Origin of the sequence: Streptomyces thermovulgaris (genome assembly GCF_002155915.1) — a bacterium.
In the GTDB taxonomy this organism is placed as follows: domain Bacteria; phylum Actinomycetota; class Actinomycetes; order Streptomycetales; family Streptomycetaceae; genus Streptomyces; species Streptomyces thermovulgaris.
Genome location: NZ_MUME01000016.1, coordinates 20764 through 43050, shown reverse-complemented (window position 1 = coordinate 43050; position 22287 = coordinate 20764). Strand labels below are relative to the sequence as shown.

The window sequence follows — 22287 nt, the reverse complement described above, 5'->3', positions numbered from 1 at the left end:
GTGGTGTTCACCGAGGACGGCCGCCGGATCGGGGACAACACCGATGTGCCCGGCATGGTCGCCGCCCTGCGCGAGCACGGCATCGAGCAGGTCGACTCGGCGGCCGTCCTCGGTGAACACCACCGTGTTGACCGCCTCGACGGAGGCGGCCGTGTCGCTGATCGAGTCGAGCAGCGGGATGACCGCCCGCTTCAGCGGCATGGTCAGGGACAGTCCCGCCCACTCCGGTCCCAGGCCCTCGATGAACCCGGGCAGGCCCGCCTCGTCGACCTCGAACCGTTCGTACGACCAGTGGGTGAGCCCCAGTTCCTCGTACGCCGCCCGGTGCAGCACCGGGGAGAGCGAGTGGGCGATCGGCGAGCCGAGCACGGCGGCCCGGTGGACGTCAGTTGCCCGCGTTGGCATTGAACTTGTCCTTGAGCTTCTGGAATTCCTCGTAGGTCTTGGCGAACTCGGTCTTGTTCATGCCGTCGGTCGCCACGAAGTAGATCCAGCCGTCGTCGGTCGGGTCCAGCGCCGCCTTCAGGGCGTCGTCGCCGGGGTTTCCGATCGGCCCGGGCGGCAGACCCTTGTTGGTGTAGGTGTTGTACGGGTCCTTGTTGCTGTTGATCTCTCTTTCGCTGATGTGGATGTTGCTCTCGCCCTTCAGATAGTTGAAGGTCGAATCGAACTGCAGCAGCTGGTTGGTCTCGGTGTTGGTCGGCTTGAGACGGTTGTAGATGACTTCCGACATCTTGCGGAAGTCGTCGTGCGTCTTGCCCTCGGCCTGGACCAGGCTCGCGACCGTGACGAGCTCGAGCGGGTTCTTCAGGTTCAGTTCCTTCGCCTTCGCGGCGAGGTTGTACTTGCTGTAGTTCTCGCTGGCCCGCTTGACCATTTCCTTCAGGACCGCCTCGGGCTTCATGCCCTTGGCCGCGGGGTAGGTGCCCGGGCGGAGGAAGCCCTCCAGCGGATCCTTGATCTGGCTGTGGCTGTTGGCCCAGCTCGGCAGGCCCAGGTTCTTGTACTGCTCCGCGGCGACCTTCCGCGTGGTGCCCGGGGGCAGCTCCAGCCGCTTGTCGATGTCGGCGTAGACCTGGACGTTGCGCTGGCCCGGCTTCACCAGGACGTTGCTCTGGCTCTTCGGGTCGAGCATCATCGCGACCGCGCTGGCCGCGGACATCTTCTTCCTCAGCAGATAGGCGCCCGCCTGGATCTGCTTCCCCCTGGGGTTGCGGGTCTGCGCGGCGACGAAGGCGTCGACGCTCTTGACGACGCCCGCCGCCTTCAGGGCGCGGCCGATGTCGTAGCCGCCCGCGCCCTTGGGAATCTCCACGGTCACCGTCTCGTCGATGCCGTCGCCCTTGTAGTCCGGCGCCGGACCGAAACGATTCTGGTAGATCGTGTAGCCGTAGTACGTGGTGCCGACCGCACCGCCGCCGAGCACCATGGCGACGACCAGGCAGGCGCAGCCGTTGCGGCGCTTCTTCCCCTTTTCCCTGCTCTTTCCGTTCCTGCCGTTCCTGCCCTTGCCGCGTCCCCTGCGGTCGCCGCGCCCCCGCTCCTCGTTCCCCGGGTCGCCGGCGTCGGCCTCGTCGCCGCCCGCGAAGAAGGGGTGGTCGTCCCGGTCGGGTCCGGGCTCGGGATCCCAGTCGGGCCGCTGTTCCGGCTCGGTGTGCCGGTGGTCCGGCGCCTGGGGCTGGGGGCCGGCGTCGGAGGTGCCGTAGTAACCGGGCTGCTCGGCACCCTGGGCAGCGGCCTGCGAGCCGTACGGGTCGGCCGGGTACACCGGCTGCTGCCCGCCGCCGGTGTTGTCCCAGCCGCCCTGCTGGTACTGCTGGTCCTGGAGGTGACCCGCGTACTGCTGGTGCCCCTGCTGGCCGTAGTGCGGAGCCTGAAGGGGGTCCTGCCCGCCGTACTGCTGCTGGTGCTGCCCGCCGTAGCCGGCCTGCTGTCCGTGCCCCCACTCGCCGTACTGCGGCTGCTGCAGATGATTCTGAGGCCGGTCTCCGTAAGCAGGCTGCGGGCCCGTCGGGGCCTGCTGTCCTCCCCATCCGCCGTCTCCGTACAGCGGATCATCCGGATGCCACGGTTCGGAGCCTGGGCCCCGGCCATACTCAGTCATCGATCCCCTAAAGCCGCGAGGCGACGTCACGCGGCGTGGTGACCGGTTGCCGTTCCGCCTCTTGCTGTGCGCCTGCTGTTCGAACTCCGGCGCATCGCGCGGAACGTTACCGTACCGCGATCAGATGACCACTTCGACGCCCTCACCGGGTGCTTTACCTGACACTCGTTCGGATTCGAGGGCTTGCTGCAAAATAATGACGGCGGCGGCCTGGTCGATCACGGAGCGTCCTTTCCTGGACCTCACCCCGGAGGCACGCAGGCTCTGACTGGCCGTCACCGTGGTCATCCGCTCGTCCACCAGCCGGACGGGCACCGGGGCGATGCCCTTGGCCAGCTCCTCGGCGAAGGCACGGGCCTTGGCCGCCGCCGGGCCCTCGCCCCCCTTGAGGGAACGCGGGAGCCCGACGACGACCTCGATCGGCTCGTACTCCTCGACCAGTTGCCTGAGGCGCCGGTGCGCGGCCGGGACGTCCCTGCCGGGGACCGTCTCCACCGGGGTGGCGAGGATCCCGTCGGGGTCGCAGGAGGCGACCCCGATCCGGGCGTCCCCGACGTCGATGGCGAGTCGACGTCCTTTCCTCATCGCTCGGCCCCCGTCACCCGGCCGTGTCCGCCACGAGGCGTTCCACGGCCTCCACGGCCTCGCCGACGGCGGCCGGGTTCTGGCCGCCGCCCTGGGCGACGTCCGGCTTGCCGCCTCCGCCGCCGCCGAGGGTCTTGGCGGCGGTGCGGACGATGTCACCGGCCTTCAGTCCGCGCTCACGGGCGGCCTCGTTGGTGGCGACGACCGTCAGCGGCTTGCCGTTGTTCACCGTGAACAGGGCGACCACGGCGGCCCGTCCGCCCCGGATGCGGCCGCGTACGTCGAGAACCAGCTTGCGCAGGTCGTCCGGGGTGGTGCCGTCCGGGACCCGGCCGGTGACCACGGCGACGCCGCGGATGTCCTTGGCGGACTCGGCGAGCCCGGCGGCGGCCTGCAGCACCTTCTCGGCGCGGAACTTCTCGATCTCCTTCTCGGCCTCCTTCAGCTTGCCGAGCATCGTGGAGACCTTCTCCGGCAGCTCCTCGGGGCGGCCCTTGAGCAGCTCCTGGAGCTGGGAGACGACCGTGTGCTCGCGGGCGAGGAAGCGGTAGGCGTCCACGCCGACCAGGGCCTCGACCCGGCGTACGCCGGAGCCGATCGACGACTCGCCGAGCAGCTTCACCAGGCCCAGCTGGGCGGTGTTGTGCACATGGGTGCCGCCGCACAGCTCCTTGGAGAAGTCGCCGATGGTCACCACGCGCACGCGCTCGCCGTACTTCTCGCCGAACTCGGCGAGGGCGCCCTGCTTCTTGGCCTCCTCGAGGCTCATGATGTCGGCGCGCACGTCGAGATCGCGGGCGAGCACCTCGTTGATCTTCTGCTCGACATCGGTCATCACCGACTGCGGCACGGCGGACGGGGAGCCGAAGTCGAAGCGGAAGCGGCCCGGCTGGTTCTCGGAGCCGGCCTGGGCGGCCGTCGGGCCGAGGGCGTCGCGCAGCGCCTGGTGGGTCAGGTGCGTGGCCGAGTGGGCGCGGGCGATGGCCTTGCGGCGCTCGACGTCGATCGCGGCGTGGGCCTTGGCGCCGACGGTGACCTCACCGACCTGGACGACCCCCTTGTGGACGAAGACGCCCGGAACCGGCTTCTGGCAGTCGCGGACCTCGATGACGGCACCGGAGTCGACCTTGATCCGGCCGGTGTCGCCGATCTGGCCGCCGCCCTCGGCGTAGAACGGGGTGCGGTCCAGGACGATCTCGACCTCGTCGCCCTCGGTGGCGGCCGGGGAGGGGACGCCGTCGACGAGGATGCCGACGACCGTGGACTCGCCCTCGGTGTCGGTGTAGCCGATGAAGTCGGTCTCGCCGGCGGTGTCGGCGATCTCGCGGTAGGCGCCGAGGTCGGCGTGGCCGGTCTTCTTGGCCTGGGCGTCGGCCTTGGCGCGCTCCCGCTGCTCCTTCATCAGGCGGCGGAAGCCCTCCTCGTCCACGGTGAGGCCCTGCTCGGCGGCCATCTCCAGGGTGAGGTCGATGGGGAAGCCCCAGGTGTCGTGGAGCAGGAAGGCCTTCTCGCCGGGCAGCACCGTCGAGCCGGCGGCCTTGGCCTCGGCGACGGCGCTGTCCAGCACGTTCGTGCCGGCGTTGAGGGTCTTGAGGAAACGGGCCTCCTCGGCGAGGGCGACCTTCTCGATGCGCTCGCGGTCGGTGATCAGCTCCGGGTACTGCCGGCCCATCACCTCGATGACGACGTCGATCAGGTCCTTGACGACCGGACCGGTGGCGCCGAGCAGACGCATGTTGCGGATGGCGCGGCGCATGATGCGGCGCAGCACGTAGCCGCGGCCCTCGTTGCCGGGGGTGACGCCGTCGCCGATGAGCATGGTGGCGGTGCGCATGTGGTCGGTGACCACGCGCAGGGACACGTCCGACTCCTCGGCGTCGCCGTAGGCGACACCGGTCAGCTCGGTGGCCTTCTCGATGACGGCCATGGAGGTGTCGATCTCGTACATGTTCCGCACGCCCTGCAGAATCATGGCGAGCCGTTCCAGGCCGAGACCGGTGTCGATGTTCTTGCTCGGCAGTTCGCCGATGATCTCGAAGTCGTCCTTGCCGGTGCCCTCGCCCCGCTCGTACTGCATGAAGACGAGGTTCCAGATCTCCACGTACCGCTCGTCGTTGACGGCGGGGCCGCCCTCGGGACCGAACTCGGGACCGCGGTCGTAGTTGATCTCGGAGCAGGGGCCGCACGGGCCGGGCACGCCCATGGACCAGAAGTTGTCCTTCATGCCCATGCGCTGGATGCGCTCCTTGGGCACGCCGATGACCTCGTGCCAGATCCGCTCGGCCTCGTCGTCGTCCTTGTAGACGGTGATCCAGAGCTTCTCCGGCTCCAGGCCGTAACCGCCCTTGTCCTGGGGGGTGGTGAGCAGCTCCCAGGCGAGCTTGATGGCGCCTTCCTTGAAGTAGTCGCCGAAGGAGAAGTTGCCGCACATCTGGAAGAACGTGCCGTGCCGCGTGGTCTTGCCGACCTCCTCGATGTCGGGCGTGCGCACGCACTTCTGCACGCTGGTGGCACGGGCGAAGGGCGGCTTGACCTCACCCAGGAAGTAGGGCTTGAAGGGCACCATGCCGGCCGGGACGAGGAGCAGAGTCGGGTCGTCCGCGATGAGCGACGCCGAAGGGACGACGGTGTGCCCGCGCTCCTCGAAGAAGCTCAGCCAGCGACGGCGGATCTCAGCCGACTCCATCAGTGGTCCTCATTCCGGTTGTACGAGTACGTCGGATACGGCGAGCCGTCGACGTACGTCGGGCTGGTGTGGTTCTCGATGGCGGCGTACCGCCGGGACGGGGGCACCCCCGGCTCGAGCGCGACCGGGCGCTTGGACGAGGGGAGCCCGTGGTCGACGGGGGCGGCGATGCCGAGCGCCTCGCCGAGCTCGGCCTCCCGCTGGGCCATGTGGTCGCGGACGTCGAGCGCGAAGCAGACCGCGCGGTCCTTGAACCGGTGGCCGGCCTCGAGCGCCTTGTTCGCCGCGATCACGGCAAGGTTCTCCGGGGTCAGCTGCTTCAGCTTGCGGTTGACCTTGGTGGTGGCCCACACGCCGGCAGCGAGCCCTGTGGTGAACCAGAACGTACGGCGGAACATCGTCAGTCCTTACTTCTCCCGGTTGTTCCGCTTTCCCCGTCGCGCGGCCGGGACGGTGCGGCCCACGATCACGGTACGCCTCGACGTCTTGACGGGCACGTCCTCCCTGCGGCTGCTCAGGGCCCGGCGCACGCCGTAGCCGAAGGCGGCGACCTTGACCAGCGGACCGCCGAAGGTGGAGGCGACGGTGGTGGACAGCGCGGAGGCGTTGGCGGTGACCTCCTGGACGTCGGAGGCGATCGCGTCGACGCGGTCGAGCTGGGTCTGCGCCGAGCGCACCGCCCGGGAGGCGTCGGCCAGCAGCGGAACGGCCTGGTCGGTCACGTCCGCCACGAGCTTGGTGGTCGCCTTGAGCGTCTGGGCCAGTCTCGCCAGCGCGACGGCGAGGAAGGAGACCAGGATCGCCCAGAAGACGGCCACCAGGATCCCGGCCACCTCGCCACCGGACACTGTGCGCACCTGCTCCCTGATACGTGCCTGAACTCGAGGGCCTTGGGGACGCCGAGGACACCGCGATGGCGTCGAAGGCGTCGAAGGCATCGAGAAACGTCGAGAAAGTAGTGCACCGAGCCTACCGCGCCCAAGGTGGCGCTCCGTACCTGATTTGCTCCCGCGCGCGGCGGGACGGAGCCCGGTCCCCCTGTCCTTCCCGTGCGTCCCGTTTCCTTCCGGGCTTCGCGGGACGTTTCTCCCCCCTGTCTCGCGGGGCGCCCGCACCGGGGGCGGTGCACGGCCCCGGCCGGACGGCTCGGGGCGGCAGCGCCGTCGTGGGCCGCCGGCGGCATGGGCGGGCCCGCCGCCCCGCCCGCCGGGAAGGCGGGAGGGACGACGGGCCGAGGAAGTGCGACCAGCTGCGTCAGCGGGCGTAGTACTCGACGACGAGCTGCTCGTCGCAGACCACCGGGATCTCCTTGCGGGTCGGCTCGCGGTCCAGGCGGAACGCCAGGGCCTTGAGGTTCACCTGCAGGTAGCGCGGGGTCTCGCCCTCGGGGGCGAAGCCGCCCTCGCGGGCGATCTGGAAGAGCGTCTTGTTCCTGCTGCGCTCACGGACCTGGACGACGTCGTCCGGACGCACACGGTAGGACGGCTTGTCGACCTTCTTGCCGTTGACCTCGATGTGGCCGTGGGTGACCATCTGACGGGCCTGGTAGATCGTGCGGGCGATGCCCGAACGCAGGACCAGGGCGTCGAGACGGCGCTCGAGCTCGATGAGGAGCGCGTCACCGGTCTTCATCGTGGTCTTGGCGGCACGCTCGTAGGCGCGCACCAGCTGGCGCTCGGAGATGTCGTACTGAGCGCGCAGACGCTGCTTCTCCAGCAGACGGACCTTGTAGTCCGAGTTCTGCTTGCGGCCGCGGCCGTGCTCACCCGGCGGGTAGGGGCGGGCCTCGAAGTACTTGACGGCCTTCGGGGTCAGCGCGATACCGAGGGCACGCGACTTCTTGACCTTCGGGCGGGACTGGTTCGCCATGGAACCGAACACCTCGTGTTTCTGTGTGAGTACGGCTTCACCAGGGTTAAGGGAGGTCGCATCCGCAGCCGGGGAATCCCGCCGGGTCCTGTCGGACCTGGTGGGCAGCCGCTCCCCTGGTCTGGGCACATACGTGCAGCACGCGAACGGCCCACCGACCGCTCCCGGACTGCACGGGTGGTGGTGGGCTGCCCGCGACACCGTTCGCCGGTGCGCGACGCTCCTGGATCCCCGCTGCTTCGAAGCGGTGGGGTTCCGGCTGGATGTCCCGCTCTGGTGGCGCCGTCCCCTCTTGCGAGGTTCCGGACACGGGACTCAGCGCTTCGGCACAGTTTACAGGGTGCCGGGACCCGCCCCGCACCGCGGGCCGGGTCAGGACCGCCGTCGGCCCAGGTGCCTGCGGGTCCACTCCACCGCGTCCGCGTACCGCGCCTCGGCGCCGTGCCGGCTCGGGGTGTAGTACTCGCGGTCCTTCAGCGCGTCCGGCGCGTACTGCTGGGCGACGATGCCCTCGGGCAGGTCGTGCGGATAGACGTACCCCTGGGCGTGCCCGAGCCTGGCCGCGCCCCGGTAGTGCCCGTCCCGCAGATGGGGCGGGACGGGACCGGCCAGTCCCTTGCGGACGTCCTCCAGGGCGGCGCCGATCGCGGTGGTCGCGGAGTTGGACTTGGGGGCGAGGGCGAGGGCGATGGTGGCGTGGCTGAGGGTGAGGGCCGCCTCGGGCATGCCGATCATGGCCACGGCCTGGGCCGCGGCGACGGCTATGGGCAGGGCGTGCGGGTCGGCGAGGCCGATGTCCTCACTGGCGGCGATCATCAGACGGCGGGCGATGAACCGGGGGTCCTCGCCGGCCTCGATCATTCTGGCCAGATAGTGCAGGGCGGCGTCGACGTCGGAGCCGCGGATGGACTTGATCAGGGCGCTGGCGACGTCGTAGTGCTGGTCGCCGGAGCGGTCGTACTTCACCGCGGCCCGGTCGACGGTCTCCTCCAGCGTCGTCAGGCCGATCTCGCCCTCGCCCTTGGCGAGGGCGGCCCCGGCGGCGGCCTCCAGGGCGGTCAGGGCGCGGCGGGCGTCGCCGCCGGCGATGCGCAGCAGGTGGTTCTCGGTGTCCTCGGGGAGGGTGACGGTGCCCTTCAGACCGCGCTCGTCGGTGAGGGCGCGGCGGAGCAGACCGCGGATGTCGTCGTCGGTGAGCGGCTCGAGGGTGAGCAGCAGGGAGCGGGACAGCAGCGGGGAGATCACGGAGAAGTACGGGTTCTCCGTGGTGGCCGCGATCAGCGTCACCCAGCGGTTCTCCACGGCCGGGAGCAGGGAGTCCTGCTGGGCCTTGCTGAAGCGGTGGATCTCGTCGAGGAAGAGCACGGTCTCCTGGCCGTAGCCGCCGGAGGCCCGGCGGGCGCCGTCGATGACCGCGCGGACCTCCTTGACGCCCGCGGTGATCGCCGACAGCTCCACGAAGCGCTTGTTGGTGGCCTTGGAGACGACGTACGCCAGGGTGGTCTTGCCGGTGCCGGGCGGACCCCACAGGATCACCGACGAGGGTCCGGCCGGGCCGCCCGCGCCCTCGCCGACCAGGCGTCGCAGGGGCGAGCCGGGCTTGAGCAGATGCTGCTGGCCCACCACCTCGTCGAGGGTGCGCGGACGCATCCGGACCGCCAGAGGAGTCGCGGCCGGGTCCTTCTCCTGGCGTTCTTCTGCTGCGGCGGTGAACAGGTCGGGCTCCACGCTGAAACCCTATGGCACATCGCCGCCCGCACCGTCTCGGCCGTGCACCGGGCCCGCCGGGCGGGTCAGGCCCAGAGGCTGCTGCCCCAGCGGGTCAGGATCAGCATGACGATCACACCGCAGTGCGTGGCCGGCAGCACCCAGGTGAACTCGTCAAGGAAGTTCTTGACCGGACGCGGCGCCGGCAGGAAGCCGTTGCGGACGTTGAAGGAGGTCACGTACCAGAACATGACGATCGTGGCGGCCCAGGCCAGCGAGCACCACAGGCACAGGGCGTTGATCCGGTACAGCGACTGGAACATCAGCCAGGTGACGAAGCAGACGCCGAAGAGCGTGCCGGCGTTGAAGGTCAGCCAGTACCAGCGCGGGAAGGCGGCGCGGGCCAGCAGGCTCATGCCCACGCAGACGACGATGCCGTAGGTGACCAGACCGAGCAGCGGATTCGGGAAGCCGAAGACGGTGGCCTGCGCGCTCTCCATGACGCTGCCGCACGACACGATCGGGTTGATGCTGCAGCTCGGCGTGTAGACGTCGCCGCTGAGCTTGCCCTCGAGGATCTTCTGCTTGTCGATCGTGATGATCCACGCGGCGAGCAGCCCGGCCGCGCCCGTGATCACCAGCAGCAGACCGAAGGCACGGCTGCCGCCCACCGTGCGTGGCGCGGGCACCGCGCGTTCCGGCTCGGGTTCCGCGGACACGTCCTTGACTGTCGTCTTGCTCATCACGCCGATTCCGTCGCTCGTGGGTCGGACCTTCTTCGGGCACGGCCATTGTGCCGCACCGGTGCGTGTGCTCAGGGTGAGAAGAGCGCAAGAAGGGCACGCGGGCCGTTTCCGAACGCATGGTTCCGGACATCCCCGGACGACGGGCGACGGACACCGCCGGACGACGGGCGCCCCGGGCGGCGGGGAGCCGCCCGGGGCGCCGTGCCCGGTCGTGTCCGGCCGTGCTCAGCCGAGCCGCGACTCCAGCTCCGCCACGATCTCGTTGATGCCGATCGCCGTCTGCTCGCCGGACTCCATGTCCTTGAGCTGGACGACACCCTCGGCGATGTCCCGCTCGCCCAGCACCAGGGCGTACCGCGCGCCCGAGCGGTTGGCCGCCTTCATCGCCGCCTTCAGGCCCTTGCCGCCGTAGGAGAAGTCGGCCGCGATGCCCACCTTGCGCAGCTCGGTGACCTTCGCGAAGAGGATGCGGCGGGCCTCCTCCCCGAGGGGGACCGCGAAGACGCTGGTCGTGGGGGGCAGCTGGAGCTCGATGCCCTCCGCCTGCAGGGCCAGGACGGTGCGGTCCACGCCCAGGGCCCAGCCCACCGAGGGCAGGGCGGGGCCGCCGATCATCTCGGAGAGGCCGTCGTAGCGGCCGCCGCCGCCCACCGCGGACTGGGAGCCCAGGCCGTCGTGGACGAACTCGAAGGTGGTGCGCGTGTAGTAGTCCAGGCCGCGGACCAGCTTGGGGTCGTCCTCGAAGGAGACGCCCTGGGCCGTCAGCAGGGACCGCACCTCCTCGTGGTACGTCTTGCAGGCGTCGCACAGGTAGTCGCGCAGCAGCGGGGCGCCCGCCAGCTGCTTCTGGACCGTCTCCCGCTTGTCGTCGAGGACGCGCAGGGGGTTGCTCTCGACACGCCGGCGGGTGTCGTCGTCCAGGTCCAGGCCGCGCAGGAAGTCCTGCAGGGCGGCGCGGTAGACCGGACGGCACTCCTTGTCGCCGAGGCTGTTGAGCAGGATGCGGAAGTTGCTCAGGCCCAGCGAGCGGTACGCCTGGTCGGCCAGGATGATCAGCTCGGCGTCCAGCGCCGGGTCCTCGGCGCCGATGGCCTCCGCGCCGACCTGGGAGAAGTGGCGGTAACGGCCCTTCTGGGGGCGCTCGTAGCGGTAGTAGGAGCCGGAGTACCAGAGCTTGACCGGCAGGTTGCCCGCCTTGTGGAGGTTGGCCTCCAGGGCGGCGCGCAGCACGGAGGCGGTGCCCTCGGGACGCAGGGCCAGCCGGTCGCCGCCCTTGGTCTCGAAGACGTACATCTCCTTGGTCACGATGTCGGTGGACTCGCCGACCCCGCGCGCGAAGAGCTCGACGTTCTCGAAGCCGGGCGTCTCGATGTAGCCGTAGCCGGAGTTGCGCAGCGGGGCGGCGATCGCCTCCCGGACCGCCAGGTACGTGGCGGAGGCCGGCGGGATCAGGTCGTACGTGCCCTTGGGGGCCTTGAAGGTGCTCACGGAAGGTCTCTCGTCACATTCCTCGTCGGGGAGCGTCGTCCGTGTCCGCTCCCAGGCCGGCGGCCACCTGTCGCAGATAGGGGTTGGTGGCACGCTCCTGGCCGATGGTCGTCTGGGGGCCGTGGCCGGCCAGTACCACGGTCGAGTCGTCGAGCGGCAGGCACACGCGGGCCAGCGAGTCGAGCATCTCGGCCATGTCACCGCCGGGCAGGTCGGTGCGTCCGATGGAGCCGGCGAAGAGCAGATCCCCGGAGAAGAACACCTGCGGAACGTCCGCGGTCCCGGGCATCCGGAAGGTCACCGACCCCTTGGTATGGCCGGGTGCGTGCGCGACGAAGAACTCCAGCCCGGCCAGTTTCAGCACGGTGCCGTCGGCCAGCTCCTTGACGTCGTCCGGCTCCCCCACGGTCAGCTCGCCCATCAGCGGCATCCCGATGGAACGGCCGAGCGCCTTCTCGGGGTCGCTCATCATGTACCGGTCGGCCGGGTGGATCCACGCCGGCACGTCGTGCGCGCCGCAGACCGGGACGACCGAGGCCACATGGTCGATGTGGCCGTGGGTGAGGACGACGGCGACGGGCTTGAGCCGATGCTTCCGGATCGCTTCCTCGACGCCCTGGGCGGCCTGGTGGCCGGGGTCGATGATCACGCACTCCTCACCGGCGGCGGGGGCGACGAGGTAGCAGTTCGTCGCCCAGGCCCCGGCGGGGAACCCGGCAATGAGCACGATCGTCCTTCGTTGTGTCGATACGGGTGACTACAGCTGCGATCAGAGCCTACCGGCGCTGCTGGATGCTCGGCGAACCCCGATACGGTACAGGTCGCACGCGGACGCCTGCTCGGCGGACGCATGCATACCGGTCGACACACGAGACGTTTGAGGAGAGAACCCGGTGGTCAGCCAGGAGCAGCGGCGGCGTCAGCTCGCCCGGGAGAAGTTCTTGCGGCAGCAGCAGCGGCGCGCCGCCGCACGGCGCAGGGCGCGCGTGCGCAACTCCGTGATCGCGTCGGTGCTCGGCGTGGTCGTGATCGGCAGTGTCGCCCTGTACACGACCGGGGTCCTGAAGAACGACAAGGACGACCAGGCCAACGCGAGCGCCGAGGCCTCTCCCAGCGCCCCGCCCACCAGCAAGGCGCCGGATCCGTGCGAGAAGCCCGCGCCCGGTTCGGTGGAGAAGCTGAGCTGGAAGAAGGAGCCGGCGATGACGATCGACACGTCGGCGCGGTACACGATGAAGCTCGACACCACGTGCGGCGAGATAGACATCGCGCTGAAGGCGTCCGCGGCGCCGCACACCGTGAACTCCTTCAACTTTTTGGCCGAAAAGGGCTTCTTCGACCACACCAAGTGCCACCGGCTCACCACCGCCGGCATCTACGTCCTGCAGTGCGGCGACCCGACAGGCACGGGCAGCGGCGGTCCCGGGTACACGATTCCCGACGAGAATCTCAAGGACAAGAGCCTGAAGGACAACATCTACCCGGCGGGCACGGTGGCGATGGCGAACCGGTCGCAGCCGAACACCGGGGGCAGCCAGTTCTTCCTGGTGTACCAGGACAGTCAGCTGCCGCCCAGCTACACGCCGTTCGGCACCGTCTCCGAGGAGGGGATGAAGGTGCTGAAGAAGATCGCGGACGCCGGCGAGAGCTCGGGGGCCGGTGACGGGGCCCCGAACGCCACCGTCGTGATCAACAAGGCCACGGTCACCAAATCCTGACCGTCAACTGCGAAATTTCGGTCGCGCTGGATGCGGACAGGCCGCCCGCCGGTCGCCTATGTTGGCGGTGACGAAACTGTGGACGATGCCCGGGGGAGCTTCGAGGCCCTCCGCAGGCATCATGTGGAGGAGGCGCTGTGAGCAGCGACCCGTGGGGCCGCGTCGACGAGACGGGGACCGTGTACGTGCGTACGGCCGACGGCGAGAAGGTCGTCGGTTCCTGGCAGGCCGGCTCCCCCGAGGAGGCGCTGGCCTATTTCAAGCGCAAGTACGAGGGCCTGGTTGTCGAGATCGGCCTCCTCGAGAAGCGTGTACAAACCACTGACCTGTCGGCGAAGGACGCCCTGGCCTCCATCGACCATCTGCGCGAGCAGGTCGATGCGCACCATGCGGTCGGCGACCTGGACGCGCTCCGCGTCCGCCTGGACAACCTGGTCGGGATGGTCGAGGCCCGCCGTGAGGAGCGCCGGGCCCAACGCGCCCGGCAGGCGGAGGAGGCCCGGCGGGCCAAGGAGGCTCTGGTCGCCGAGGCCGAGGAGCTGGCCCAGTCCGACCAGTGGCGGGCGGCCGGTGAACGGCTGCGCGCGCTGGTGGAGACCTGGAAAGGGCTGCCGCGTCTGGACCGCAGGTCCGACGACGAGCTGTGGCACCGCTTCTCGCATGCACGGTCGGCGTTCTCCAAGCGGCGCAAGGCGCACTTCGCGCAGTTGGACGCGCAGCGCGAGGAGGCGCGCAGGATCAAGGAGCGGCTGGTCGCCGAGGCCGAGGCCCTGTCGGACTCGACCGACTGGGGTCCGACCGCGGCCCGCTACCGCGAGCTGATGGCGGAGTGGAAGGCCGCGGGCCGCGCTCAGCGTGAGCACGAGGAAGACCTGTGGAACCGTTTCCGCGGCGCCCAGGACGTCTTCTTCGCCGCCCGCAGCGCGGTGTTCGCCGAGCGGGACGCCGAGCAGGCGGAGAACCTGAAGCTGAAGGAGGAGCTGGCCGAGGAGGCCGAGAAGCTGCTGCCGATCACGGATCTGAAGGCCGCCCGGGCCGCCTTCCGCTCGATCAACGAGCGCTGGGAGGCCATCGGTCATGTGCCGCGGGAGGCGCGTGCGCGGATCGAGGGCCGGCTGCACGCCGTGGAGCGGGCCATCCAGGAGGCCGAGGAGGCCGAGTGGCGCCGGACGAACCCGGAGGCCCGCGCGCGTGCCGCGGATCTGGCCGATCAGCTGCAGGCCGCCGTGGACAAGCTGAAGGGCCAGATCGAGCAGGCCCGTGCCCAGGGCAACACGGCCAAGGCCGGGAAGCTCGAGAAGGAGCTGGAGGGCCGTCAGGCGCTCCTGGACCAGGCGCTGAAGGGCCTGCGGGAGTTCGGCGGCTGACGCCGGCCCCTTCTTCCCCGTCATGAGCCGAGGGCTCCCGTACGGCGTGTACGGGAGCCCTCGGCCGTTCGTTCCGGCGAGCCCTGCGGCCCGGACCGGCTCATGCGGCGGGTGCGCCGCGCAAGCCCCGGCTCCGCGGCGCGGGAAGGCGCTCTACGACCGGTTGCGGGCCGAGGTGACCCGGTAGACGTCGTAGACGCCCTCCACGCTCCGTACGGCCTTCAGGACGTGGCCCAGGTGCTTGGGGTCGCCCATCTCGAAGGTGAAACGGGAGGTGGCGACCCGGTCGCGGGAGGTCTGGACGGCCGCGGAGAGGATGTTGACGTGCTGGTCGGACAGGACACGGGTGACGTCCGACAGCAGCCGGGAGCGGTCCAGCGCCTCCACCTGGATGGCGACCAGGAAGACCGAGGACTGGGTGGGCGCCCACTCGACCTCGAGGATGCGCTCCGGCTCGCGGGACAGCGACTCCACGTTGACGCAGTCGGTGCGGTGAACCGATACGCCATTGCCCCGGGTGACGAAGCCGATGATCGGGTCGCCCGGCACGGGCGTGCAGCAGCGGGCCAGCTTGACCCACACGTCCTCGGCGCCCTTGACGACCACGCCCGGGTCGGCGCTGGAGCGCCGCTTGCGGCCGCGTCCGCGCGAGGGCGGCACGCTCTCGCCGATCTCCTCGGTGGCCGCCTCCTCGCCGCCGAGCGCCTGGACGAGTTTCTGCACGATGTTCTGCGCGGAGACATGGCCCTCGCCGATCGCCGCGTACAGCGCGGAGATGTCCGAGTAGCGCATCTCGTGCGCGATGGTGACGAGCGAGTCGCCGGTCAGGATGCGCTGGATCGGCAGGTTCTGCTTGCGCATCGCGCGGACGATGGCTTCCTTGCCCTGCTCGATCGCCTCGTCGCGGCGCTCCTTGGAGAACCAGGCGCGGATCTTGTTGCGGGCGCGCGGCGACTTGACGAAGCCGAGCCAGTCCCGGGAGGGGCCCGCGCCGGCCGCCTTGGAGGTGAAGATCTCCACCAGGTCGCCGTTGTCCAGGGTGGACTCCAGCGGCACGAGACGGCCGTTGACCCGCGCTCCTATGGTGCGATGGCCGACCTCGGTGTGGACGGCGTATGCGAAGTCCACCGGGGTGGCACCGGCCGGAAGCGCGATGACATCGCCCTTGGGAGTGAAGACGAAGACCTCGTTGCGGGAGAGGTCGAAGCGCAGCGACTCCAGGAACTCGCTGGGGTCCTCCGTCTCCTTCTGCCAGTCCAGCAGCTGCCGCAGCCACGCCATGTCGTTGACGGCGGCCAGATCCTTGCCCGACTTGCCCGACCTGCCGGACTTGCCGATGGGCTTCGGCGCGTCGGTGCGGACCTTGGAGGCGCCGGCGACCGCGTCCTGCTTGTACTTCCAGTGCGCGGCGATGCCGTACTCGGCGCGGCGGTGCATGTCGAACGTGCGGATCTGCAGTTCGACCGGCTTGCCGTTGGGGCCGATGACCGTCGTGTGCAGCGACTGGTACATGTTGAACTTGGGCATCGCGATGTAGTCCTTGAACCGGCCGGGGACCGGGTTCCATCGCGCATGCACGGTGCCGAGGGCGGCATAGCAGTCGCGGACCGTGTCGACCAGGACACGGATGCCCACGAGGTCGTAGATCTCCGCGAAGTCACGGCCGCGGACGATCATCTTCTGGTAGACGCTGTAGTAGTGCTTCGGGCGGCCGGTGACGGTCGCCTTGATGCGGGCGGCGCGCAGATCGGCCTGGACCTCGTCGATGACGCGCGCGAGGTACTCGTCGCGCTTGGGGGCGCGTTCGGCCACCAGGCGGACGATCTCGTCGTACATCTTGGGGTAGAGGATCGCGAAGGCGAGGTCCTCCAGCTCCCACTTGATGGTGTTCATGCCCAGGCGGTGGGCGAGCGGCGCGTAGATCTCGAGGGTCTCGCGGGCCTTGCGCTCCTGCTTCTCCCGCTTGAGGTAGCGCATGGTGCGCATGTTGTGCAGGCGGTCGGCGAGCTTGATGACCAGGACACGGGGGTCCTTGGCCATGGCGACGACCATCTTGCGCACGGTCTCGGCCTGTGCGGCCTCGCCGAACTTGACCTTGTCCAGCTTGGTGACGCCGTCGACGAGCAGGGCGACGGTGTCGCCGAAGTCGCGGCGCAGCTGCTCCAGGCCGTACTCGGTGTCCTCGACGGTGTCGTGCAGCAGGCCGGCCATCAGGGTGGCCGGGTCCATGCCCAGCTCGGCCAGGATGGTGGTGACGGCCAGAGGGTGGGTGATGTACGGGTCGCCGCTCTTGCGCTTCTGTCCGCGGTGCCAGCGCTCGGCCACCTGGTAGGCGCGCTCGATCTGACGCAGCGTCGAGTTCTCGATCTTCGGATCGTTGCTGCGCACTATCCGCAGCAGCGGCTCCAGGACCGGGTTGTAGGGGTTGGCCCGCTGCACACCGAGGCGGGCCAGGCGGGCGCGGACACGGTTGGAGGAGCCGGAGCGGCCCGTCTGGCCGGCGGAGGACCGTACGGCCGGGGGCTGGGCGGAACGTTCGGGCGGGGCCGGCTGGGAACGCGCGGGCTGGGCCGGCGTGCCGGCGGAGGCGGACTGGGCGCGCTCGGCCGGCCCGCGGGTGTCGTTCTTCGCGTGCGGCGCGGGCTTCGCCGCGGGCGCCGAGGCGGACTCGGGCTTGGCGGCGGTCAGTGGCTGGGCCTCGTCTGGCAAGAGGGCTCCTCGTACGCGATCCGGGTCCCCCGGTCAGGCTCCGGAAGACCCCATGGTAGCGATCCCGGCCCCGGGATCGCCTCCAGCCCGAAACAAGGGCCGTATACCCAGAAAACGCACAAGACGGACACATGATTCCTCTGTGTCCGTCTTTGCGGGATCCTGCGGGGTTGCCCGCCCCTGCGGGAGCTCGTGCGGGACGACGGCGTCCCTCCGCCCCCGCCCCGGTCCGTCCCCGGGTCCGGGACGGGCGCCGGATGCTCAGACGCGGAGCATGGCCTCCAGCGGCGCCCCGGCGAGGATCCTCTCCAGTCGCTCGCGTCCGCCGAGGAAGCTCAGTTCCATCAGGACCGCCACCCCGGCGACCTCCGCGCCGGCCCGGCGGACGAGCTGGACGGAGGCCTCGGCGGTGCCTCCCGTGGCGAGGACGTCGTCGACGACCAGGACCCGGTCGTCGGCGCTCAGGTCCTCCGCGTGCACCTCGATCTTCGCCGAACCGTACTCCAGTTCGTACGCCTGGCTGAGCGTCGCTCCGGGGAGCTTGCCCGCCTTGCGCATGGGGATGAAGCCGAGGCCCGCCCGGAGGGCGACCGGGGCGCCGAGGATGAAGCCGCGGGCCTCCAGGCCGACGACCTTCGTCGCCCCCTCGCGGGTGCCCACCTCCGCCAGCGCATCGGTGAGCGCGGCGAACGCGGCGGGGTCCGCCAGGAGCGGGGTGATGTCCTTGAACATCACTCCCGGCTCCGGGTAGTCGGCCACGTCACGGATGTGGCTGAGCAGCAGTTCCTGGATGTCGGTCATCGACGTCTTCCTGAGAGTCGGCCGCGGCCCCGGCCGCGGGAGACGGGCTGGTGGCCCGGATCCGCCGCGGCGGGTCCGGGCAGGTGTTTCTGCCAGGGGCCCCGCGCGTTCCGGCCGCAGGCGACGGCCGCCCCGGCGGGCGGCACGCGCTTCCTGCCGGCGATGACGCGCACGGCCCGCTTGCCGCGGTCCGGCACGGCGTACCGCTTCCCGGGCCCGCTGCCGGTGCCGCCGCCCGGGGAGGGAGCCGGGACGGCGTCCGTGACCGGGACGCCGGTGACCGCCCGGCCCCGCCGGCCCCCGGCAGCCGGGGAGGCCGGGGAGCGGGGGAAGCGGCGGCGCCGGTGGCGTCCACGGCGAGGACCGGGCATGAAGACATGCACCCGGTGGCGGACACGCCCCCTGGGGGACATCGCGGACACGTCCTCGGTGAGCATCGCGGGGCAGTCGGAACGAGAGCCGGGGAGCACCGGGGCCCGCCGCGGACGCCCGACGGGCGTCCGTTCGGGGCCGCTGCCCCTCTTCTTCCCGCCTTTTCTCGTCCTTCTTCTCGTTCTTCCCGCCGCTTTCCGCCGCTTTCCCGCCGTCCTCCCGCCGCTTTCTTCCGGGCTGTCCCGCGCCGGGCGGGGCACGGCGGCCGTGCGCGGGACCGGGTCCTCTCGCGAAGCGGACACGTCCCGGGGCGCACGGACATGACCGCACGCCCCGGGTGGTGACTACTTCGCGTCGCCGTCGGTCTTCCTCGGCGCTTCCTCGGCCTTCTTCTCGGCGGCGCCGTCGGCCGGCTCGCCGTCCGCGTCCTTCTTGCCGAGGTCGACGGGCTTGTCCTCGGAGGCACCGGCGGGCTCCTCGCCCCCGGTGAGGGAGGAGGCGTCGTCGGGGACGACGTCGACCTCGGACTGCAGGTCGTGCTCGATGCCGTGGACGATGCGGTTGTACTCGTCGTCGGAGAGGACGGCACCGATCGCGTTCTTGGCGAAGAGCAGCTCCACACCGGGGCCGGCGTCAAGGAGGACCGTGTCTTCGTTGACCTCCTTGACCGTCGCGTACATGCCCCCGATGGTGCGGACACCATTGCCGGGCTGCATCCGGTTCCGCATTTCCTCGGCCTGCTGCTGCTTCTTCTTGGCCGACCGGGTCATCAGGAACATGGCCCCAATGAGCACGATGAACGGGAAGAGGGTCACGAGACTCACGGGTCGGAACTTCCTTCGCACGACCGCGTGGAGAGCGGCCTGATGGATGGGGGGATCTGGACTGCCGACAAGGCGGCACCGGCGGAGTCTAGGCGAGTCCGCACGCAAGGAACAACGCTCAGCATGACACCTGGGTTCCTCCTGGGGCCAATGCCGTCGCTCTCACGTCCCGAACAGGCCCTGCTGCCCGGCTCCCGCGGCCGGCGAGCCGGGCGGGGTCAGGCCGAGATGGGCCCAGGCCGCGGGAGTGGCGACCCGGCCGCGCGGGGTGCGGGCGAGCAGGCCCTCACGGACGAGGAAGGGCTCGGCGACCTCCTCCACGGTCTCGCGCTCCTCCCCCACGGCGACCGCGAGCGTCGACAGACCCACGGGGCCGCCGCCGAACAGCTTCAGCAGGGCCTCGAGAACGGCCCGGTCGAGCCGGTCCAGGCCGCGGGCGTCGACCTCGTAGACGGCGAGGGCCGCCGCGGCGATCTCCCGTGTGATGACCCCGTCCGCCTTGACCTGCGCATAGTCCCGGACGCGGCGCAGCAGGCGGTTGGCGATGCGCGGAGTGCCCCGGGAGCGGCCGGCGATCTCGGCGGCGCCCTCGGCGTCGATCTCGACGTCGAGCAGACGTGCCGAGCGGTGCACGACGCGCTCCAGCTCGGCGGGCTCGTAGAACTCCATGTGCGCGGTGAAGCCGAAGCGGTCGCGCAGCGGGGGCGGCAGCAGGCCCGCGCGGGTGGTGGCGCCGACCAGGGTGAACGGGGGCAGCTCGAGCGGGATGGCGGTGGCGCCCGGGCCCTTGCCGACGACGACGTCGACGCGGAAGTCCTCCATGGCCATGTAGAGCATCTCCTCGGCGGGCCGCGACATGCGGTGGATCTCGTCGAGGAAGAGGACCTCTCCCTCCTGGAGGGAGGAGAGGATCGCCGCGAGGTCGCCGGCGTGCTGGATGGCGGGGCCGGAGGTGATGCGGATGGGGGCGCCCATCTCGGCCGCGATGATCATGGACAGGGTGGTCTTGCCGAGGCCGGGGGCTCCGGAGAGCAGGACGTGGTCGGCGGTGGCCCCGCGTGCGCGTGCGGCGCGCAGGACGAGGTCGAGCTGTTCGCGGACCCTTTCCTGGCCGATGAACTCGCTCAGGTTCTTGGGGCGCAGGGCGGCCTCGACGGCCTGGTCCTCGCGGTCGGCGGACGCGCCGACGATCCGCTCGGCGGCGGGGGTGCCGGTCGTGTCGTCCCAGTTCATGTGATGTGCCTCGGGAAGTGGTGGGTCAGCGGGCTCGGTTCAGGGTCTGCAGGGCCGCCTTCAGCAGCCGGCCCACCTGGGGGGTGCCCCCGGCGGCCTCGGCCTGCGGTGCCACGGCGGCGACCGCCTCGTCGGCCTCCCGGGCGGTGTATCCGAGACCGACCAGGGCGGCGTGCAGCTGGTCGCGCCAGCCCTGGGCGGCCGGGGAGGCGCCGGCCGCGGGGGCGCCGACCGGTTCGCCGAGCCGGTCCTTGAGTTCCAGCAGGAGCTTCTGGGCGCCCTTCTTGCCGATGCCGGGGACGGCGGTGAGGGCCTTCTCGTCGCCGCCCGCGATGGCCCGGCGCAGGGCGTCGGGGGTGTGCACGGCCAGCATCGCCTGGGCGAGGCGCGGTCCGACCCCGCTGGCGGTCTGCAGCAGCTCGAAGACCTGGCGCTCGTCGTCGTCCGCGAAGCCGTACAGGGTCAGCGAGTCCTCCCGCACGACGAGGGAGGTGGCGAGTCTGACCGGCTGGCCGACGCGGAGCGTGGACAGCGTGTTCGGGGTGCACTGCACGGCCATGCCGACGCCGCCGACCTCGACCACCGCGGCGTCGGGGGCGAGTGCGGCGACGGTGCCGCTGACGAAGGCGATCATGACGTACGGCCTTTCGTGATCGTCGGTGCTGCGGCCATGTGCAGGGCGACGGCCTGCTGGAGCCGGTTCTGCGCGGGGGCGCGCCAGATGTGGCAGATGGCGAGGGCGAGGGCGTCGGCGGCGTCGGCCGGCTTCGGCGGTGCCTCGAGCCGCAGCAGCCGGGTGACCATGGCGCCGACCTGCGCCTTGCCGGCGCTGCCGCTGCCGGTGACGGCGGCCTTGACCTCGCTGGGGGTGTGCAGGGCCACGGGGATGCCGCGGCGGGCCGCGCAGAGCATGGCCACGGCACTGGCCTGGGCGGTGCCCATGACGGTGCGCACATTGTGCTGGCTGAAGACGCGTTCCACGGCGACGCAGTCGGGTCGGTGCTCGTCCAGCCACCGTTCGATGCCCTGCTCGACGGCGAGGAGGCGGTGGCTCAGGTCGGCGTCCACGGGGGTGCGGACGACGCCGACGCCGAGCATGGTCAGCGGCCGGCCCGCGGTGCCCTCGACGACGCCCACACCGCAACGGGTCAGCCCGGGGTCCACCCCCAGTACGCGCACGCGCATCCCCTCCCGACGATCGCCTGTTCGTGCAGGCTATCGGGTGCCGCCGACAACGGCCGCAAAGGGACGGGCCGGCGGGAGTGTCCCGCCGGCCCGTCGAGGTCCCGCGACGCCCGCGATGGCGTCACGCGCTGACCTTCTCCATGATCTCGTCGCTGACGTCGAAGTTGGCGAAGACGTTCTGCACGTCGTCGCTGTCCTCGAGCGCGTCGATCAGCTTGAAGATCTTCCTGGCGCCCTCCTCGTCCAGCTGGACCTGCATGGTCGGGACGAAGTTGGCCTCGGCGGAGTCGTAGTCGATGCCGGCGTCCTGCAGGGCGGTGCGGACCGCGACCAGGTCGCCGGCCTCGCTGATCACCTCGAAGCTCTCACCGAGGTCGTTGACCTCCTCGGCGCCCGCGTCCAGGACGGCGGCCAGGATGTCGTCCTCGGTCAGCCCGTTCTTGGGGACGATCACGACGCCCTTGCGGTTGAACAGGTACGACACCGAGCCCGGGTCGGCCATGGAGCCCCCGTTGCGGGTCATGGCGACACGCACGTCGGAGGCGGCGCGGTTGCGGTTGTCGGTGAGGCACTCGATGAGCATCGCGACGCCGTTCGGGCCGTAGCCCTCGTACATGATCGTCTCGTAGTCGGCACCGCCGGCCTCCAGGCCCGCGCCGCGCTTGACCGCGGATTCGATGTTCTTGTTCGGGACCGACTGTTTCCTGGCCTTCTGAATGGCGTCGTACAGCGTCGGATTGCCGTCAGGATCGGCACCGCCCAGCCTGGCCGCGACTTCAATGTTCTTGATCAGCTTCGCGAAGAGTTTGCCGCGCTTGGCATCGAGGACGGCCTTCTTGTGCTTCGTCGTGGCCCATTTGGAGTGGCCGGCCATCTGCCTGTCTCCTTCGCGT

At 70.5% G+C, this 22287-nt stretch carries 19 protein-coding genes and 1 pseudogene; 2 read left to right on the top strand and 18 right to left on the bottom strand.

Annotated elements, in window-relative coordinates; genetic code table 11:
• The 11 genes and pseudogenes from CCN35_RS02045 to CCN35_RS01995 all read right to left on the bottom strand — a co-directional run.
• A pseudogene (locus tag CCN35_RS02045) lies at positions 1-405 on the bottom strand (shikimate dehydrogenase); the annotation flags it as partial.
• A complete protein-coding gene (gene mltG / locus CCN35_RS02040; protein ID WP_169721326.1) occupies positions 386-2104 on the bottom strand; it encodes an endolytic transglycosylase MltG in 1719 nt (572 codons plus the stop codon). The gene mltG and the pseudogene CCN35_RS02045, both read right to left, overlap by 20 nt.
• A 120-nt stretch (positions 2105-2224) precedes the next feature.
• Positions 2225-2689 carry a Holliday junction resolvase RuvX gene (gene ruvX, locus CCN35_RS02035; RefSeq protein ID WP_067399154.1) on the bottom strand — a complete coding sequence of 155 codons (465 nt, stop codon included), beginning with the start codon at positions 2687-2689 and terminating at the stop codon, positions 2225-2227.
• 13 nt (positions 2690-2702) lie between these two features.
• Positions 2703-5375: an alanine--tRNA ligase gene (gene alaS / locus CCN35_RS02030; protein ID WP_086791336.1), complete on the bottom strand. Its 2673-nt coding sequence runs from the start codon at positions 5373-5375 to the stop codon at positions 2703-2705.
• Positions 5375-5773, bottom strand: coding sequence for a hypothetical protein (locus CCN35_RS02025; RefSeq protein WP_067399148.1), 399 nt, complete (start codon positions 5771-5773; stop codon positions 5375-5377). Before CCN35_RS02025 ends, alaS begins: the two co-directional genes overlap by 1 nt.
• A 9-nt stretch (positions 5774-5782) precedes the next feature.
• Positions 5783-6232, bottom strand: coding sequence for a DUF948 domain-containing protein (locus CCN35_RS02020; RefSeq protein ID WP_201450919.1), 450 nt, complete (start codon positions 6230-6232; stop codon positions 5783-5785).
• A 397-nt stretch (positions 6233-6629) separates the two neighbouring features.
• The gene (gene rpsD / locus CCN35_RS02015; protein ID WP_067399166.1) at positions 6630-7244 is read right to left on the bottom strand and encodes a 30S ribosomal protein S4; all 615 of its coding nucleotides are present in this window, start codon (positions 7242-7244) and stop codon (positions 6630-6632) included.
• A gap of 372 nt (positions 7245-7616) precedes the next feature.
• The gene (locus CCN35_RS02010) at positions 7617-8972 is read right to left on the bottom strand and encodes a replication-associated recombination protein A (protein WP_067399142.1); all 1356 of its coding nucleotides are present in this window, start codon (positions 8970-8972) and stop codon (positions 7617-7619) included.
• 65 nt (positions 8973-9037) lie between these two features.
• Complete coding sequence (locus tag CCN35_RS02005; protein WP_067399139.1) at positions 9038-9694, bottom strand: vitamin K epoxide reductase family protein; 657 nt, start codon at positions 9692-9694, stop codon at positions 9038-9040.
• A 228-nt stretch (positions 9695-9922) separates the two neighbouring features.
• Positions 9923-11185 (bottom strand): histidine--tRNA ligase, encoded by a 1263-nt coding sequence (gene hisS / locus CCN35_RS02000; protein ID WP_086791334.1) that lies wholly within the window; start codon positions 11183-11185, stop codon positions 9923-9925.
• 13 nt (positions 11186-11198) lie between these two features.
• Positions 11199-11912 carry an MBL fold metallo-hydrolase gene (locus CCN35_RS01995; RefSeq protein ID WP_067399133.1) on the bottom strand — a complete coding sequence of 238 codons (714 nt, stop codon included), beginning with the start codon at positions 11910-11912 and terminating at the stop codon, positions 11199-11201.
• 166 nt (positions 11913-12078) lie between these two features.
• Between CCN35_RS01995 and CCN35_RS01990 the strand changes: the two genes are divergently transcribed.
• A complete protein-coding gene (locus tag CCN35_RS01990) occupies positions 12079-12903 on the top strand; it encodes a peptidylprolyl isomerase (protein ID WP_086791332.1) in 825 nt (274 codons plus the stop codon).
• A 137-nt stretch (positions 12904-13040) separates the two neighbouring features.
• Positions 13041-14270, top strand: a complete 1230-nt coding sequence (locus tag CCN35_RS01985) for a DUF349 domain-containing protein (protein WP_067399127.1) — start codon at positions 13041-13043, stop codon at positions 14268-14270.
• A gap of 153 nt (positions 14271-14423) precedes the next feature.
• Here the strand turns inward: CCN35_RS01985 and CCN35_RS01980 are convergent, their stop codons facing one another.
• The 7 genes from CCN35_RS01980 to CCN35_RS01945 form a co-directional block, all read right to left on the bottom strand.
• Complete coding sequence (locus tag CCN35_RS01980) at positions 14424-16979, bottom strand: RelA/SpoT family protein (RefSeq protein ID WP_067399124.1); 2556 nt, start codon at positions 16977-16979, stop codon at positions 14424-14426.
• 261 nt (positions 16980-17240) lie between these two features.
• Positions 17241-17780, bottom strand: a complete 540-nt coding sequence (locus CCN35_RS01975; RefSeq protein ID WP_067399121.1) for an adenine phosphoribosyltransferase — start codon at positions 17778-17780, stop codon at positions 17241-17243.
• 716 nt (positions 17781-18496) lie between these two features.
• Entirely contained in the window at positions 18497-18976 is a 480-nt protein-coding gene (gene yajC, locus CCN35_RS01965) for a preprotein translocase subunit YajC (protein ID WP_067399116.1), read from the bottom strand.
• 162 nt (positions 18977-19138) lie between these two features.
• Positions 19139-20209: a Holliday junction branch migration DNA helicase RuvB gene (gene ruvB / locus CCN35_RS01960; protein WP_067399112.1), complete on the bottom strand. Its 1071-nt coding sequence runs from the start codon at positions 20207-20209 to the stop codon at positions 19139-19141.
• A gap of 25 nt (positions 20210-20234) precedes the next feature.
• Complete coding sequence (ruvA, locus tag CCN35_RS01955; protein ID WP_067399109.1) at positions 20235-20843, bottom strand: Holliday junction branch migration protein RuvA; 609 nt, start codon at positions 20841-20843, stop codon at positions 20235-20237.
• The gene (ruvC, locus tag CCN35_RS01950) at positions 20840-21388 is read right to left on the bottom strand and encodes a crossover junction endodeoxyribonuclease RuvC (RefSeq protein ID WP_067399163.1); all 549 of its coding nucleotides are present in this window, start codon (positions 21386-21388) and stop codon (positions 20840-20842) included. The genes ruvA and ruvC overlap by 4 nt, the downstream gene beginning before the upstream one ends.
• Positions 21389-21515: 127 nt before the next feature.
• Positions 21516-22268 carry a YebC/PmpR family DNA-binding transcriptional regulator gene (locus CCN35_RS01945; protein ID WP_067399105.1) on the bottom strand — a complete coding sequence of 251 codons (753 nt, stop codon included), beginning with the start codon at positions 22266-22268 and terminating at the stop codon, positions 21516-21518.
• Positions 22269-22287 lie beyond the last annotated feature (19 nt).